Genomic DNA, 16,892 nt, shown 5'->3' on the forward strand with positions numbered 1-16,892 from the left:
CTTAAGGACGAGACGGTTTCAACCTGCGGTGGCGCTCACGGCGGCGCGCCACTGCATTGCCCCCTGCGGGCTGCGCGGGTAGGCGCGCAGCGGCGCCAGCAACGCGGAAAAGAAGGCGTAATAGCCGGCGCACAGCCGGTTGTAGCGATCTTCGCCCACATGCGCCGGGCAACCGCCCTGGCAGACGCTTTTCACGCTGCAGCGTTGGCACTCGCGGCGCAGGCTTTTGTTTTTACCGAACGGCATCTCTGCCGCCCTTGCCGCCAGGGTGGCGAGGGGCGTGTGGCGATCGGCATGGCCGAGCAGATGCTGCGCATTGATCAGATGATCGCAGGCGTAAAGCCGCCCGTCCGGCTCCATCACCAGATTGCCGCCGCAGCGTTCGGCGTGCACGCAGCTGGGGCTGACATGGGTGAAATACTGCGCGTAGACCTGTTCGATGTTCATTACAAAGACCTGGCCAACGTGCCCGCGGCTGCGCCAGCGGCGGTATACCGCCAGCATGAAGCGCCCCCAGTTGGCGGCGCTCAGTCCGTAACCGACGGTGGGCGCATCCCCTTCCAGCATCAGCGGCTGGAACTGCAAATAACGCGCCCCGATCGCCACCGCATGATCGTAGATCGCCTCGGCGCGATCCGCGACGCCGTCGTGCACCACCATCAGCAGATTGAAGTCGATCTGATGGCGCTGCAACAACGCAATGCCGCGCAGCGCGGCGTCATAGCTGGCGCCGCCGCGCTTGTCCGGCCGGTGGGCGTCCTGCACCTCGCGATCGCCGTCCAGGCTGACGCCGAGGATAAAGTGATGCTGCCGGAACAGCCGGCACCAGGCGTCGTTCAGCAGTGTGCCATTGGTCTGCAGGCTGTTGCTGATCCGCACGCCCGGCGGCGCATAGCGGCGCTGCAACGCCAGCGCCCGCTTGTAAAAACCGATCCCCGCCAGCAGCGGCTCACCGCCCTGCCAGACGAAGTTGATCTCGCGGCTGTAACGCGGCTGGGCGGCGATGTAGCCGCGGATAAACTCCGCCAGCAGGTCGTCGTCCATCTTGCGCGTCCGCTCTTGCTGGCGCTGCGGGTAGTAACAGTAGCGGCAACCCAGGTTGCAGCCGGCGCCGATCGGCTTCACCAGCAAATGAAAAGGCGCCGCCGCGCGCGGTTCGCTCTCTACCGGGATCTGCTGCGCGCGCAGCTGGGCCAGGTTCATGGCGCCGCCTGCGGCAACGGTTTGTGGGTCTGCGGATCCAGGCCGATGTAGTCGCCGGTGCTGGCGTCTACGCCGAGATAGTCGATCGCTGCGCCTTTGGCTTCAATGACCATGCCCTGCTGCGCAAAGCGGCGATACGCCTCGCTCAGGCGTTTGACTTGATCCGGGTTAGCGGCGGCCAGATCGCGCGTTTCCAGCGGATCGTCATGCAGGTTGAACAGCCCCCACGGCGCCATCTGCGCCGTCGGCCCGGCCTTCACCAACCGCCGCAGCTTCCAGATGCCGTCTACATAGGCGGCCTGGTTATGCAGCTCCACGCCGTAGGCCGCGCGCGGCACGCCGTTGGCCTCGCCGCTGAAATAGCGCTTGAAGCTGACGCCGACCATCGGCAGCGTCGGTTTCGCCTTCAGCGGTTTGTTGGCGTCGATGCCGGCATAGTCGTACAGCGTCGGCGCGATGTCATACACCGCCATCGGCGTGCGGTCGATGCCGCCGCGCCCTTTCAGCTGTGGCGCGGAGATGATGAAATCGGTATTGATGCCGCCCTGCGCGCTGGTGGTTTTGTGGTAATTGGCATACGGCGCATTGCTGACGTTGGCCCAGTGCGGCCCGTAGGAGATGAACGATCCCTTGCGGCCGAGGTTGGCGTAGCTGTTGTCGAACTGCCGCCAATACTCCGGCTTCGAGCCGTAGTAGAAGCCGCTGGCCGGGTTGGCGCCGTTGTCGGTGGCGAACACGATCACCGTATTTTGATCGCGACCGGTCTGCTTCAGAGTGTTCAGCACCGCGCCGACCTGATCGTCCATATAGGCAATCATCGCCGCGTACACCTGCATGGTCTTGGCTTCATATTTTTGCTGCTCGGGCGTCAGCACGTTCCAGGCCTTATCCAGCGCCAGCGTCGGCATCGGCGTGCGATCGGAAATCAACCCCAGCGCTTTCAGGCGTTGAATGCGCTGCTGATAGGCCTGCTGGTAGCCGGCGTCGTATTTGCCGTCGAATTTGGCGATCCAGTCATCCGGCGCCTGCAGCGGATCGTGCGGCGCGGTGAACGCCAGATAAGCGAAGACGGGCTTATTCTGCGGCGTCTCGCGGATCCACTGTTCCAGCTGATCGGCATAGGCCTTGCTGGAGTAGAAATCTTTGGGCAACGACACGCGTTTGCCGTTCAGGGTGTAGAAGGTGTGGAACGCCTCCACGGTGCCCAGCGGTTTCGCATCGTCGAAATGGCTGGTGCCGCCGCCCATGAAGGCGAAGGCGCGCTCGAAGCCGCGATCGGTCGGTTTGGCGCCGTCGACATAGCCCAGGTGCCATTTGCCCGCCATCATGGTGGCGTAACCCGCGTCGCGAAAGCGCTCCGGCAATGTGGTCACGCGGTCGGTCAGCCGCATTTCATAGCCCGGCTGCGCGGCAGTGCTCTCATACCACCACATGCCGCCCATGCCGGCCTGCTGGTTGGTGTTGCCGGTCATCAACATCGACCGCGCCGGCGCCGACATCGGCGAGGTGTAGTACTGGCTCATGCGCACGCCCCGCTCGGCCAGCGCCTGCAGGTTGGGGGTCGGTATCTCGCCGCCGAACGGGCTGATGTCGGAGTAGCCCATGTCGTCCACCAGAATGATCAGCACATTGGGGCGATCGGCGTCCGCCCCCTGAGCCAGGCCCGATAAGGCGCCGCTCAGCGCCACCGCCAGCGTTTTTTTCTGCATCGTTCGTTCCCCGTATGGTCATGTGGACTGAACAACCCGACGCCTCAGCCCGAGAAAGGTCATCATTTTTTCGTCTTATACGTTTGGCGCCGCCTGGCGCTATCTTCAATTCGCAGTGTAGGAAGCGGTGGAAAAGCCTGGCTATCGTTCTTAAGAACGAGGGACGGCGACGGTCGCGCCGGTTGTAGCACGCGCAGAGCGGCGAGGGCCTCGCTCAGGCAAGCATTGAAAAGCGCTGTAAATTCAGCGGGAAAAGCGGTGAATTATTTCATTAACCTATTAATGAAAATCGCGATGAATACAGCCTGAAAAGCCCTGACTAACGCAGTGTCATCTTGTTATTTATGTGTTTTATTGCAATCGGCCTCACGTTGTTAATATGTTTTTATTGTGTTGCCAAATTGCTACAACTATGCTTGTATCGTTCATATATTGACCGCCAACATTCTCCAGTTGAACGATAAAGGGAGGAACACGAATCATGCACAGCACCGCATCCGATGCCTTTATCAACAGTTGTTTGGCGACCATTACGCACCTGATCCCGGTGTCCGCCGGGGTGTTTTATCTGGTCGATCGCGACCTGCGGCCGGATCACTACATCCTGCACGGCATGCCCGATAAAACGCATCAGCAGTACCTGAAGCACTTCCAGCAGATAGACCCGCTGCAGCCGGCCAATTTCCATCGCCAGGACATCACCATGGTCGGCATGAGCCCGGCGGCGATCGCCGGCAACCGCCGTTATTACCACGACTTTATGCTGCCGAACGACATGCGCGACATGACGGAGATCTTCATCCGCCAGCGCAAGCGCATCGTCGCCGGGGTATCGCTGATCCGTGATACCCCGTTTACCGAAGCGGAGCGCGGCCGACTGCGCGCGGTGCTGCCGCTGATCGAGCTGGCGACGCGCGATCTGCTGCCCGACAGCGAGGCGCAGCTGCTGACCGCCAAAGAGCAAGAGATCGTCAACCTGGTGCGCGAAGGCGCCAGCAATAAGCGCATCGCCCTGAAGCTGGGCATTTCGCTGTCCACGGTGAAAACCCATATGCGCAATATTTTCGCCAAAACCGACGTGGTGAACCGCACCGAACTGGTCGCCGGCGGTTTTCTCGCCCACGGTTAACGCCCGATAGCGGCCGCCGCTGCCGACGGCCGAAAAATAACGTCAGAACGTATTCGCCATTTATGGCGCGGCTTCCCCCTGCCCGCAATCGGGCCGAGCGGGATATTTCATCGTCACTTAACGCTTGGGGAATAAGGTTTATGTCCAGTGATTCGGTTTCCGCGCCCGCCGTCGGCGCGGCGCTCCCCTGCCCGCCGCGGCTGCTGACCGCCATTATCGTCTTCGCCGCCATCGCGCCGGGCATTCTGATGACCGCCCCCGCCGTGGCCGCCCAGCTCGCCGCGCAGTGGCAGCTCGGTCCGGCGCAGATTGGCCACCTGTTCTCCACCGAACTCGGCGCCATGAGCCTGGCCACGCTGCCGGCGTGGTGGTGGATCGGGCGCATCAACTGGCGGCGGGTCGCTACGCTGTCGGCGCTGGTGTTTATCGCCGGCAACCTGGCTTCGGCGCTGGTGCAGGATTTCACCCTGCTGCTGCCACTGCGCTTTATCGCCTCGCTGGCGGGCGGCACCCTGATGATCCTGTGCATCACCTGCGCCGCCGGCACCGCCAATCCCAGCCGCGTCTATGCCTTCTGGGTGCTCGGCCAGCTGGTGCTGGGCGCGGTCGGGCTGCTGGTGCTGCCGCCGCTATTCGCGCACTTCGGCCTGATGGCGGTCTACCTGATTTTGGCGGCCATCATGCTGTGCTGCCTGCCGCTCATCCCGGCGTTCCCCAACGGTTTCACCGCCGCCCGCGCCGCCCGCAGCGGCCCCGCCGCCTCGCTGGCGCGCAAGCTGTGCGCCGTGCTGGCGGTGCTGACCTTTTACATTAGCCTGAGCGCGGTCTGGACCTTTATCGGCGGCATCGCCGCCGGCGCCGGGCTGTCGCCGGCTCACAGTGGTCAGGTGCTGGCCGTCGCCACCTTGCTCGGCATCGTCGGCGCCGGCGCCGCGGCGCTGATCGGCGCGCGCTTCGGCGGCGGGCGCCTGATCGTGCTGGGGTACGCCCTGCTGCTGGCCAGCGTGGCGCTGCTGACGGGCCAACCCTTGCTGCTGCGCTTCGCCCTGGCCGCCCTGCTGTTCAAATTCACCTGGACCTTCGTGCTGCCGTTCATTCTGGCGCGGGTCGCCGGGCTGGATAACGACGGCAAGCTGATGAACGGCATCAACCTGGTGATCGGCGGCGGCATGGCCATCGGCCCGACGCTGGCCGGCTCTCTGATCGAATCTTCCGGCGGTTTCAACGCCTTGCTGCTCGGCGCGCTGGGCTGCGCGCTGCTGTCGCTGCTGTTGATTTCGCTGGCTTCACCGCGCGCACCGCGCCGTATAACAGGAGGAGAAAGGTGAAAAGAACAACCGGTTTCTTGTTTGATGAACGCTGTTTCTGGCACAGCACCGGCCTGCACGCCACCACCCTGCCGGTCGGCGGCTGGGTGCAACCGCCCTCAGGCGCCGGCCATGCTGAATCGCCGGAAACCAAACGGCGCATGAAGAACCTGATGGACGTATCCGGCCTGTCGCGCCGGCTCACCCTGCTGAGCGCCGAACCGGCGACGGAAGAAGACCTGCTGCGCATCCACCCCGCCCACTACCTGCAGCGCTTCAAACAGGTGAGCGACAGCGGCGGCGGCCTGCTGGGGGAGGAAGCGCCGCTGGGGCCGGGCAGCTATGAAATCGCCAAACTCTCCGCCGGGCTGGCCTGCGCGGCGGTGGAGGCGGTGCTGCAGGGCGAACTGGATAATGCCTATGCGCTGTCGCGCCCGCCGGGCCACCACTGCCTGCCGGATCAATCGATGGGCTTCTGCTTCCTGGCCAATATTCCCATCGCCATCGAGCGCGCCAAGGCCCGTTACGGCCTCGGAAAAGTGGCGGTGCTCGACTGGGACGTGCACCACGGCAACGGCACCCAGCACATCTATTGGCAGCGCGGCGACGTGCTGACGCTGTCGCTGCATCAGGACGGCTGCTTCCCGGCGGGCTATTCCGGCGAGCAGGATCGCGGTGAAGGCGACGGGGCGGGCTGCAACGTTAACGTGCCGATGCTGGCCGGCGCCGGCGACGACGGCTACCTGCACGCCATGCGGCGCATCATCATCCCGGCGCTGGAAAAATTCGAGCCGGAGCTGATCATCGTCGCCTGCGGCTACGACGCCAACGCCCTCGATCCGCTGGCGCGCATGCAGCTGCACAGCGACAGCTTCCGCGCCATGACCGCGCTGGTGCAGGACGCCGCCGACCGGCTGTGCGGAGGCAAGCTGGTGATGGTGCACGAAGGCGGCTACGCCGAATCCTACGTGCCGTTCTGCGGCCTGGCGGTAATGGAGCAGCTGAGCGGCGTGCGCACGGAAGTGCAGGATCCGCTGCTGGCGTTCATCCAGCAGCAGCAGCCGCGCGACGCGTTCAACCGCTTCCAGCGCGAAGCGCTCGACGAACTGGCGCGCCAGTTCGGCCTGTAATCCCCTCTCTGCGGGCGCCGCATCCGGCGCCCCTGACAACCTCGCCGCCAGCCGCTACGCTGAAGGGCAACCCTACCACCATGAGAACAATAACATGTCCGAACAAACCGTCAGCTTTATCAAAGGCCGTCACGGCGACATCGCCGTGCACGACTGGGGAAACGACAAGCCGCGCTATCTGGCGCTGCTGATACACGGCTACGGCGAGCACCTCGGCCGCTATCAATACGTGGCGCGCACGCTGCAGGCGCAGGGCGCGCGGGTGTTCGGCCCCGACCATCTCGGCCACGGCCTGTCGCAGGGCGAGCGCGTGCTGATCGAAGATTATGACGCCGTGGTCGACGACGTGCAGCGCGTGGTCAGCCATTTCCGACAGCAATACCCCACCTTGCCGCTGGTGGCGATCGGCCACTCGATGGGCGGCATGATCGCCACCCGCTACGTGCAGCGCCATGGCGAGGAAGTGCGCGCGCTGGTGCTGTCCGGCCCGCTGCTCGGCGACAGAACGGCGATCTCCGATCTGGCCGAACTGCCGACGATCCCCGACGCGCCGCTGGATACCGCCACCCTGGCGCGCGATCCGGCGGTCGGCGCAGCGTATCAGGAAGATCCGCTGGTGTGGCACGGGCCGTTCAAGCGCCCCACCCTGCGCGCCATGCAGCGGATCCTCGCCGCCATCAACGCCGGGCCGGGCTTCGGCGCGCTGCCCACGCTGTGGATCCACGGCGACGACGATCGGTTAGTGCTGATGAGCGAAACGCAAACCGCGCTCGATCGTCTGCGCGGCGACGATTTCGAACGGATGATCAATGCGGGCGGGCGGCACGAGAGCTTTAACGAAACCAATAAGGATCAAATCCTCAAGCGGGTGACCGATTTTATTACGCGGGCGTTAGGCTAAGGCGCTCCCCCTCGGCATTCAGCCTGCTGAGGGGGGCATGACGGCGTCAGCCCTCGACGATGGCGAGGTAGTGTTTGACGAAGCGATCCGAGGTGATGTCCCAACGCACCGGAGTGCCCTTCTCGACGAACCAGGAGTCGCCGGCCTGATACTGCACCGATTCGCCGGTGCGTTCGTTGGTCAGGGTCGCGCTACCTTCCCACACCGTGGCGTGCTCGGCGAACGGATACTCCATCACGAAGCTGCCGCGGGTGCAGCTGAACACGCCGCAGTTCAGGTTGTCGGTCGGTTCGCCGAAGATGCTGGCCACGCCGACGTTTGGCGTGCCAGCGATCACCGTGGCGCCCAGGTTGCTGACGCTGCCGATCTCCAGCAGTTCCGGCAGTGGTTGTTTAAGCAGTAACGGTTTCATGTCATTCTCCTCTGAGGGTTAACGGCGGCCTTTCCAGTAGCCGGATGTCTGGTGCCAAACCTTACCGGCGGTGGTCATCACCCGCCGCAGCTTGTCCTTGCCGAAGATGTTGACGTGCGGGATCGAGCTCATCAGATCGTACCGATCGGATCCTTCGCTCATGCCCTCCGCCAGCACCTTGCACACGATGTGGCTCGGCGTCACGCCGAAGCCGGAGTAGCCCTGCACGTAAAACACATTGTCGCGATCCGGCAGCGTGCCGATCTGCGGGAACAGGTTCGCGCTGCAGCACAGCGGGCCGCCCCAGGCCAGATCGATCTTCACGTCTTTCAGGTACGGGAACACCTTCAGCATCAGGTTGCGGTTCCAGGCCTTGAGATCCGACGGGAAATATTCGATCAGGCGGGTGGCGCTGCCGAACAGCAGCCGGTTTTCGTTGGTCACCCGGTAATAGTCGATCACCGGGCGGATGTCGCTGTAAGCGCCGCGGATCGGACTGATCTGGCGGATCAGATCGTCAGACAGCGGCTCGGTGGCCAGCTGGAAGGCGTAGGTATTGATGGTCTTGCGGTAGATCTGCGGCTCCATGCCGTTGAGAAAGCCGTTGCAGGCCCACAACATCTTGTTGGCGCGCACCGAGCCCATGGCGGTGCGCACCGTGATGCGCGGGCCATACTCCACGTCGAGCACGCTGCTGTTCTCGAAAATTTTCACCCCGTAGCCGCTCAGCGCCTTAGCCTCGCCCAGCAACAGGTTGAGCGAATGCACGTGGCCGCCGCCCATGTGTTTCAGCGCGCAGGTGTAGGCGTCGGAGCCCACCACCTGCTTCACCTCCGCCCCGGTGTAGAGCTCAATCTCCTCCTGCGGCGCTACCGCCTTGAACTCCTTCAGCCAGCCGCGCAGGGTCTTCTCCTGGCGCGCGTTGCTGCCGAGATAGCCGTAGCCGAAGCAGAAGTCGGCGTCGATGTCATATTTCTTGATGCGCTCGCGGATAATGCCAGCGCCGAGATTGCTGATTTTGAAGATGGTTTCCAGCCCGGCCGGGCCGACGTGGCGCTTGATCTTCTCCAGATCGTGGCCGATGCCGGCCATCACCTGGCCGCCGTTGCGCCCGGTGCCGCCGTAACCCAGATAGCGGCCTTCGAGAATGGCGATGTTGGTGATGCCCTTCTCCGCCAGCTCCAGCGCGGTGTTGATGCCGGAGAAGCCGCCGCCGATGATCACCACGTCGACGTCCAGATCCTCTTCCAGCGTCGGGAAGCGCAGATCGTATTTTTTGGTCGCCGCGTAGTAGGTTAAGGACTCGATTTCGTTGTTCACTGCCGCACTCCCGATTGCCTATGCCATGACATCGGATTATCGGGAGCAGTGGGATCCTTCGCTATGTCCCCTTAGGGACATTCGCTACAAAAAATTAACATTCACGCGCTGCGTCGCTGCGGGGCGGTCAGCAGCAGGCTGAACAGTTCGGCCTGCGAACCGATGTTCAGCTTGCCGTAGATGTTCTTGCGGTGGTTTTTTACCGTGCCGAGGCTGATGAACAGCCGGTCGGCAATCTGCTGCGAACTGCAGCCGGCGAGGATCAGATCGACAATCTCGCGCTCGCGCGGCGTCAGCAGATAACGCGCCTGCGCGCCGTCGCTGTTCACCGTCGCGGCCTCGGCCGGCGCCGCCACCACCTCACCGTGCAGCCGCGCCACGCTTTTCACCAGCGTCAACGCGCTGCGCAGATCCGCCCGTTGCGGGTAGCGCACCGCCACCGTGCGGCGCGCCGAGCCGAAGAACACCCCCAGCCCGCGCTCCGGCGTCAGCTGCAGCAGCACGCCGGCCTCGTCGTGCCAGCCGGTCTTGCGATAAAAATTGCGGTAATAGTCGCTGTGATAAAACCCGCAGGGCGCCAGCTGGCGCAGCGTGAGCACCTCACCTTCGCCGCCGTCGCTCAGCGCGCGGTAAAACGGATCCTGCAGGTAGGCGCCCTGTTGGTAGAGCTGGTTGACCGCATCGCTGTTTTCCCGCTCGGTTTTGATCAGGCAATGCGGCGGCCGACCGCGTTCGAAGGCATAGACGATGGCGTTGTCGAAGGCGAAAAACCCTTCCAGCCAATTCAACAGGCTGGGATAAAAGCGTGGGCTGGCCACCGCATCGATCACCGCAGACAAGCGTTCAACCTGAATTTCCATACCCGCCTCGCCATTATTAATACATTAACAATCTACCGATTCCGGATGGGGTTGGCCGCATAGCGGCCGGTATTGTTAAAAAAAGCATCCGCAGCGCCGAAATGCAAGAACGCGATCGTTTACATGTTAAACAACTCACAGGTTGCCGCGGCGGGGAAAGCGGTGGCCGCTCCGCGCCCACTGGCTTATGCTGTGGCATCGCGACCTGCAACGCCGTCAAGGAGGCCTCATGTCCGTCAGCCACATCATCGCCAACCGCCAGACCTGGTTCGGCCACGGCAGCATCCAACAGCTGTCGCCGCTGCTGCTTGCCGATCCGCAGCCGACGCTGCTGTTCAGCTGCCGCTCTTTTCTCAACGGCCCGGTGTACGCCGGCCTGCGCGAATCGCTGGCGCCGCTGTTCATCGGCACCGAGATCGTCAGCCACGAGGCGTCGCCGCAGGAAATCGACGCCTGGGTGGCGCGCTGGCGCGGACAGGTGCGGCGCGTGGTGGCCATCGGCGGCGGCAGCGTGCTGGACGCCGCCAAGGCGTTCTCCGCGCTGGTGGAGCATCCGCTGCCGACGCTGCGCTATATGGAAAAGGTGGGCGACAGCAAAATCAGCGGCGCCACCCTGCCGCTGATCGCCATTCCCACCACCGCCGGTACCGGCAGCGAGGTGACGCAGAACGCGGTGATCACCGATACCCAGATCAGCAAGGTGAAAGCTTCGCTGCGCCATAACAACTTCGTGCCGCACACCGCCATTCTCGATCCGCAGCTGCTGGCGGGCGCCCCGGACAAGGTGCTGGCCTACTGCGCCATCGACGCCTTCACCCACCTGTTCGAGGCCTATCTGTCGAAAACCGCCGGCGCCATGACGCGCGACATGTCGCTGAGCGGCATCCGCCACTTCCTCGCCGCCTGGCCGGCGCTCAACCGCAGCGACGCGGCGCGCGAGGCGATCATGCAGGCTTCCTACCTCGGCGGGCTGACGCTGAGCGCCGCCGGGCTGGGGGTCATTCACGGCATCGCCGGCGAGATCGGCGCACTGCGCGACTACCACCACGGGCAGGTCTGCGGCCGCCTGCTGCTGCCGTTCCTCGCCCTGTTGGAAAACAGCGAACAGCCGCAGCAACGCGCGCTGATGGCCGAGCTGGCCGCGCGCCTGTACCCGCACTGGCAGGGCAGCCCGGAGAGCTACCTGACCGACTTCATCACCCGCCACGCCATCGCGCCGTTCTGGCAGGACGATTTGCCGATTTCCGGCCAGGAATTGGCGGTGGCGCTGGAGAAATCCAACAGCAAGAATTCCTGGATCGACTATGCGCCGGCGCAGCGGCAACGGATGATCGAAGAGGCGTTTCGCGTCGAATGATTATATAATCAGATCAACGCACTAGCAGGAGTTAAGGAAATGGGCATCATCGGCTGGATCTTTGCCGGCATCGCGGTCGGCATCCTGGTCGGCGCGCTGATCAGAATCTTCGGCAAGAAGAAAGAGCAGTAAGCGTCACGCTGTTCCGTGGGCCGCCAGCAGGCACTCATGGAACAGCTTCACCACCCGTTGCGGCACCGGCGAGCGGCGCAGCACGCTGGAGTATTCGCAGTGATAGCGGAATAGCGCCGGTTTGATCGCCCGCATCATATTCTGCGCCACGAAAAACGCCGCGTAGTGATCAGGCAAAAAGCCGACGTATTTGCCGGACAGAATTAACGTCGCTATCGACTCCTGCGCAAACCCCGTCGCCTTGCGATGCAAATGTTGCTGCAGGCTCAGTTCCATATTCGGCGAATGATAGCCTAATCCGGCGAAGGCATAATTGTGCAGCAGATCCCAATTTAATGTTTCATGGGGGCCGGAAAATAATTCATGCTGCGCGCCGCAATATAAGAACATCCTCTCACTGAATAACGAATGATAAGATAAACTTTCCGCGCTGCGGTGCATGGGAATAACGCCAACCTGAAATTGCCCGTCAATAACGCCGCGTTCAATGGTATTAATCGGCTCCACGTACATTTGCAAAGAAACCTCCGGCGCGCGCTCGCTGAATAATGCGATGGCCCGGCCGATCTGCGCCTGCGGATTGCTGACCGTATGGTCGAATATCGCCACGTGCAGCTGCCCGCCCATGCGCTGGTGCACCTCGTCCACCCCGCGCCGGAACGCCTCGGTGGCCGCCAGCAGGTTGACGGTTTCCTGGTAGATAATCAGCCCCTCGTCGGTGACCGCAAAGCCCTCGCGCCCGCGCTGGCACAGCGTCAGGCCCAGCCGCTGTTCCAGATCCTTGATGTGCTTGCTGATGGTCGACAGGCTGATGTTCAGCTCCAGTTCGGCGGCGCTCATGCCGCCGCAGTCGACCACGGCCTTGAATACCCGCAGCAAACGCAGATCCATATCCGACAATTGTCCTAACAGCGCGCGCTTTTTTACTTGCATAAAACCTTAAGTAAGTTTCGACATATGATTATTCACAGTAGAGAACAAGCGGTACATAGTCAATTTCGCACAACAATTCGTTAACAACTCAGTTTATTTCATTAATCGCTCTTATTTTCCTGTTCGGAGGAAAACATGGCCGCTGAAAATCACCCGCTAAATAACCTCGATGCCGCAGGATTAGAGGCCCATTGGATGCCTTTTACCGGCAACCGCAATTTTAAAGCGCAGCCGCGCATCATTACTCAAGCCGCGGGGGCGTATTACACCAGCCACGACGGCAGAAAGATTTTCGACGGCCTGTCCGGATTGTGGTGCTGCGGATTGGGGCACGGCCGGCAGGAAATCACCGACACCGCCCAGCGCCAGCTGGCGACGCTGGATTACTCGCCGGCGTTTCAGTTCGGCCACCCGCTGTCGTTCGAGCTGGCCAACAAAATCAAGGCGCTGACGCCGGCGGGGCTGGATTACGTGTTCTTCACCGGCTCCGGCTCGGAAGCGGCGGACACCTCGCTGAAAATGGCGCGCGCTTACTGGCGCGCCAAAGGCCAGGCGGGCAAAACCTGCTTTATCGGCCGGGAAAAGGGCTATCACGGCGTTAACTTCGGCGGCATCTCGGTCGGCGGCATCGCCGGCAACCGCAAGACGTTCGGCGCCGGCGCCGAGGCGGACCACCTGCCGCACACCCTGCTGGCCGGCAACGCCTTTTCGCGCGGCATGCCGCAACAGGGGGCGGAGCTGGCGGAAGAGCTCAACCGCATCATCGCGCTGCGCGACGCCTCGACGATCGCCGCGGTGATCGTCGAACCGTTCTCCGGCTCTGCCGGGGTGATCGTGCCGCCGGTCGGCTACTTGCAGCGCCTGCGCGAAATCTGTACCCAGCATGACATCCTGCTGATCTTCGACGAAGTGATCACCGCCTTCGGCCGCTGCGGCGCGATGACCGGCGCCGAGGCGTTCGGCGTCACGCCGGACATCATGAACATCGCCAAACAGGTGACCAACGGCGCGCAGCCGATGGGCGCGGTGGTGGTGCGGCCGGAGATTTACCACACCTTCATGAACGGCGGCGAGCCGGACTACCAGCTCGAATTCCCGCACGGCTACACCTACTCCGCCCATCCGGTCAGCTGCGCGGTCGCGCTGGCGACGCTGGACATCCTGCAGCGCGAACAGATGGTGGAGCGCGTACAGGCGCTGGCGCCCTACTTCGAGCGCGCGGTGCACAGCCTGCAAGGAGCCAAACACGTCGCCGACATTCGCAATATCGGCCTGGCGGCCGGCATCACGCTGGCGGCGCGGCCCGGCGAGCCGGCGCGGCGCCCCTTCGAGGCGGCGATGCGCTGCTGGGAAAGCGGATTTTACGTGCGCTACGGCGGCGACACCCTGCAGTTGGCACCGCCGTTCATCAGCAGCGAAGCGCAGATCGATGCGCTGATCAACGCCGTGGGCGACGCCCTCAACGCCACCGAATAAGGAGAGAACCATGACCATCACCCATTGGATCAACGGCGAGCCCGCCGCCGGCGGCGAACGCAGCCAGCCGGTTTACGACCCGGCCACCGGCCAATCGGCGCAGGAGGTGCAGTTGGCCGACCGCGCCACGGTGGAGCGCGCCATCGCCGCCGCCGAACAGGCTTATCCCGCCTGGCGCGATACCCCTCCGCTGAAGCGCGCGCGCATCATGATGAAGCTCAAGGATCTGCTGGAGCAACACGCCGACGCCATCTGCCAGTTAATCACCGCCGAGCACGGCAAGGTGCTCAGCGACGCCCTGGGCGAACTGCAGCGCGGCATTGAGAATATCGAATACGCCAGCTATGTGCCGGAACTGCTGAAGGGTGAACACAGCAAAGAGGCAGGCCCGGGCATCGACAGCTGGAGCGAGTTTCAGCCGCTGGGGGTGGTGGCGGGCATCACCCCGTTCAACTTCCCGGCGATGGTGCCGCTGTGGATGTGGCCAATGGCGGTCGCCTGCGGCAACACCTTCGTGCTGAAGCCTTCCGAGCGCGTGCCTTCCGCCGCGCTGTATATCGCGCGGCTGGCGGCGGAGGCCGGGCTGCCACCGGGGGTGCTCAACGTGGTCAACGGCGACCGCGAAGCGGTGGAGACGCTGCTGCATGACGGGCGCGTCAAAGCGATAAGCTTCGTCGGTTCGACGCCGGTGGCGGAGCACATCTATCACACCGGCTGCGGCCAGAACAAACGGGTGCAGGCGCTGGGCGGCGCCAAGAACCACGCGGTGGTGCTGCCGGACGCCGATATCCCCGGCGCGGTCGGCGCGCTGATGGGCGCGGCGTTCGGTTCCTGCGGCCAGCGCTGCATGGCCATCCCGCTGGTGGTGGCGGTGGGCGACGGCACCGCCGACGCGCTGATCGCCGGGCTGCGGCAACAAATGGCCGCCATGCGCGTCGGCCCCGGCAGCGACAACCGCAACGACATGGGGCCGCTGGTGACCCAGCAGCATTATCAGAAGGTGAAAGGCTATATCGAGCAGGGCGTGGCCGAAGGCGCCGAGCTACTGGTGGACGGCCGCGAGCTGAGCGTGATCGGCGCCGACGGCCGCCCCAGCCAGGGGTATTTCCTCGGCCCGACGCTGTTCGATCGCGTGACGCCCGGCATGCGCATCTATCAGGAAGAGATCTTCGGCCCGGTGCTCGGCGTGGTGCGCGCGGCCTCGCTGCCGGAGGCGATGGCCTTGATCGACGCCCACGAATACGGCAACGGCACCTGCCTGTTCACCCGCGACGGCGAAGCGGCGCGTTACTTCTCCAGCCGCATTCAGGTCGGCATGGTGGGGATCAACGTGGCGCTGCCTGTGCCGGTGGCCTACCACTCGTTCGGCGGCTGGAAGCGCTCGCTGTTTGGCGATCTGCACGCCTACGGCCCGGACGCCGTCAGGTTCTACACCAAACGCAAGACCGTGACCCAGCGCTGGCCGGCCTCCGGCGATGCCCGCCGCGCCAGCTTCAGCTTCCCGTCGGGGCAGGGGTAACACATAAGAACAATAAACTTCCGGGGAGCAACGCTCCCCGGCATTTAGCGCGCTCCATTTGATTCCTGCGTACAGCCTGTGCAGCAAAACAATAACTCACTCACACGTTAATGGAGTCGTTATCCCATGAAAGAGTCCGCCCCTGAACACACCTTCAAAGGCAATCTCAGCGTCCTCGACGTAGTGATGATCACCGCGTCCGGCGTGACGCCGGCCAGTTCGATCTTCGTTATCGCGCCGCTGGCGATCGCCAACGCCGGCAGCGGCGCCTTTCTGTCGTTTCTGATCGCCGCCTGCGTCGCCGCCGCCATCGCGTTGTGCTATGCCGAGCTCGGCGCCGCACACCCCAGCGCCGGCGGTGAATACAGCATCATCAAGCGCCTGTTCGGCACCCTGTGCGGGTTGCAGACCTACCTGTTTATCCTCAGCGCCTCGCTGTTCGTGCCGGCGGTGCTGGCCACCGGCGCAGTGCCTTACCTGAACACCGCGCTGGGCACCCAATTCGACGCCTCGACCGCCGGCATGCTCACCGTGCTGGTCGGCGGTATCTGCGCCATTTTCAACATCAAGGCCAACGCCCTGCTGACCGGCGCCTTTCTGGTGGTCGAAGTGGCGGTGCTGGCGCTGATCGCCTGGCTCGGTTTCAGCCATCCGCATCAAAGCGCGGAGATCCTCACCGCGCCGGTGATGCTGGACGCGCAAGGCAGCCTGGCGCCGGTATCGCTGCCGCTGATCGTCGCCATGGTCGGGGTCGCACTGTTCTCCTACAACGGCTACGGCGCGGCGGTGTACATGGCGGAAGACATGCGCGAACAGGGCAGGCCGATGGCGATCGCGATCATGCTGACGCTGGCCATCGTGGTGCTGGTGGAGCTGGTGCCGTTCACCGCCCTGCTGATCGGCTCGCCGTCGCTGACGGAGATGGCCAAACAGGCCGATCCGGTCGGCTATGTGGTCACCGAGCTCGGCGGCCCGACGCTGGCGCGGGTGGTGAGCGGCGCGATTTATCTGTCGGTATTCAACGCCATCATCGCCATCGTGGCGCAGTTCAGCCGCATGATGTTCGCCAGCGGACGCGACGGCTTCTGGCTGCCGGCGTTCAACCGGGCGCTGAAAATCATCCATCCGCGCTTCGGCACCCCCTGGATCGCCACCCTGCTGTTCGGCGTGCCCTCGGCGCTGCTGGCGTTTTGCTCCGACCTCGAATCGCTGACCTCGTTCACCGTGATCCTGCTGCTGCTGGTGTACATCATCATGGCGGTCGCGGCGCTGATCAGCCGCCGTCGCCGCCACTTCCCCCACCCGTATCTGATGCCGCTGTGGCCGCTACCGGTGGTGGCGGCGCTGCTGTGCTGCCTGTACGTACTGTGGACGATTTTGATCGCCAGCAGCCTGAAAGACTTTATCATCATTGCCGGCATCATCGGCTTCGGGCTGGCGCTGAACCATCTGCGCGGCCGCCAGACGGCGCCCCTCGCCGCCCCCTCAATAGAAGGAGAATAAC

General features: G+C 63.7%; 14 protein-coding genes. 8 read left to right on the plus strand and 6 right to left on the minus strand.

Going from position 1 to position 16,892, the window contains the following annotated elements; genetic code table 11:
- Positions 1–18: 18 nt before the first annotated feature.
- Positions 19–1,203, minus strand: a complete 1,185-nt coding sequence (locus ACP39K_RS14750; RefSeq protein ID WP_197818416.1) for an anaerobic sulfatase maturase — start codon at positions 1,201–1,203, stop codon at positions 19–21.
- Positions 1,200–2,912, minus strand: coding sequence for an arylsulfatase (locus tag ACP39K_RS14755; RefSeq protein ID WP_197818417.1), 1,713 nt, complete (start codon positions 2,910–2,912; stop codon positions 1,200–1,202). The genes ACP39K_RS14750 and ACP39K_RS14755 overlap by 4 nt, the downstream gene beginning before the upstream one ends.
- A 481-nt stretch (positions 2,913–3,393) precedes the next feature.
- Between ACP39K_RS14755 and ACP39K_RS14760 the strand changes: the two genes are divergently transcribed.
- The 4 genes from ACP39K_RS14760 (at position 3,394) to ACP39K_RS14775 (ending at position 7,379) form a co-directional block, all read left to right on the plus strand.
- Positions 3,394–4,041 (plus strand): helix-turn-helix transcriptional regulator, encoded by a 648-nt coding sequence (locus tag ACP39K_RS14760; protein WP_115116237.1) that lies wholly within the window; start codon positions 3,394–3,396, stop codon positions 4,039–4,041.
- Positions 4,042–4,181: 140 nt separating this feature from the next.
- Positions 4,182–5,369 carry an MFS transporter gene (locus tag ACP39K_RS14765; RefSeq protein WP_025305177.1) on the plus strand — a complete coding sequence of 396 codons (1,188 nt, stop codon included), beginning with the start codon at positions 4,182–4,184 and terminating at the stop codon, positions 5,367–5,369.
- The gene (locus tag ACP39K_RS14770) at positions 5,366–6,478 is read left to right on the plus strand and encodes a class II histone deacetylase (protein ID WP_048795372.1); all 1,113 of its coding nucleotides are present in this window, start codon (positions 5,366–5,368) and stop codon (positions 6,476–6,478) included. The genes ACP39K_RS14765 and ACP39K_RS14770 overlap by 4 nt, the downstream gene beginning before the upstream one ends.
- A gap of 94 nt (positions 6,479–6,572) precedes the next feature.
- The gene (locus ACP39K_RS14775; protein ID WP_033638806.1) at positions 6,573–7,379 is read left to right on the plus strand and encodes an alpha/beta hydrolase; all 807 of its coding nucleotides are present in this window, start codon (positions 6,573–6,575) and stop codon (positions 7,377–7,379) included.
- 46 nt (positions 7,380–7,425) lie between these two features.
- Here the strand turns inward: ACP39K_RS14775 and ACP39K_RS14780 are convergent, their stop codons facing one another.
- The 3 genes from ACP39K_RS14780 to ACP39K_RS14790 all read right to left on the minus strand — a co-directional run bounded on the left by ACP39K_RS14780 (position 7,426) and on the right by ACP39K_RS14790 (position 9,971).
- On the minus strand, positions 7,426–7,791 hold the full coding sequence (locus ACP39K_RS14780) for a cupin domain-containing protein (RefSeq protein WP_015376517.1): 366 nt from the start codon (positions 7,789–7,791) through the stop codon (positions 7,426–7,428).
- Between the two features lie 18 nt (positions 7,792–7,809).
- Positions 7,810–9,111 (minus strand): NAD(P)/FAD-dependent oxidoreductase, encoded by a 1,302-nt coding sequence (locus ACP39K_RS14785; protein ID WP_033638807.1) that lies wholly within the window; start codon positions 9,109–9,111, stop codon positions 7,810–7,812.
- Positions 9,112–9,212: 101 nt separating this feature from the next.
- Positions 9,213–9,971: a helix-turn-helix transcriptional regulator gene (locus ACP39K_RS14790; protein WP_048795370.1), complete on the minus strand. Its 759-nt coding sequence runs from the start codon at positions 9,969–9,971 to the stop codon at positions 9,213–9,215.
- 229 nt (positions 9,972–10,200) lie between these two features.
- On the opposite strand from ACP39K_RS14790, the gene ACP39K_RS14795 reads away from it, so the two are divergent.
- Positions 10,201–11,328, plus strand: a complete 1,128-nt coding sequence (locus ACP39K_RS14795; protein WP_033638809.1) for an iron-containing alcohol dehydrogenase — start codon at positions 10,201–10,203, stop codon at positions 11,326–11,328.
- 135 nt (positions 11,329–11,463) lie between these two features.
- Here ACP39K_RS14795 and ACP39K_RS14800 read toward each other — a convergent pair whose 3' ends face one another.
- Positions 11,464–12,393 carry a LysR family transcriptional regulator gene (locus tag ACP39K_RS14800; protein ID WP_016929209.1) on the minus strand — a complete coding sequence of 310 codons (930 nt, stop codon included), beginning with the start codon at positions 12,391–12,393 and terminating at the stop codon, positions 11,464–11,466.
- 135 nt (positions 12,394–12,528) lie between these two features.
- Here ACP39K_RS14800 and aptA point away from each other — a divergent pair, with 135 nt between their 5' ends.
- From aptA to ACP39K_RS14815, 3 genes are all read left to right on the plus strand, one after another.
- Positions 12,529–13,869, plus strand: a complete 1,341-nt coding sequence (aptA, locus tag ACP39K_RS14805) for an omega-aminotransferase AptA (RefSeq protein ID WP_497008612.1) — start codon at positions 12,529–12,531, stop codon at positions 13,867–13,869.
- 10 nt (positions 13,870–13,879) lie between these two features.
- Entirely contained in the window at positions 13,880–15,388 is a 1,509-nt protein-coding gene (locus tag ACP39K_RS14810; RefSeq protein WP_197835658.1) for a CoA-acylating methylmalonate-semialdehyde dehydrogenase, read from the plus strand.
- Positions 15,389–15,514: 126 nt separating this feature from the next.
- Positions 15,515–16,891: an APC family permease gene (locus ACP39K_RS14815; RefSeq protein ID WP_033638812.1), complete on the plus strand. Its 1,377-nt coding sequence runs from the start codon at positions 15,515–15,517 to the stop codon at positions 16,889–16,891.
- The last annotated feature ends 1 nt before the right edge of the window (position 16,892 follow it).

It is taken from the genome of Serratia sp. EC4 (assembly GCF_059652115.1).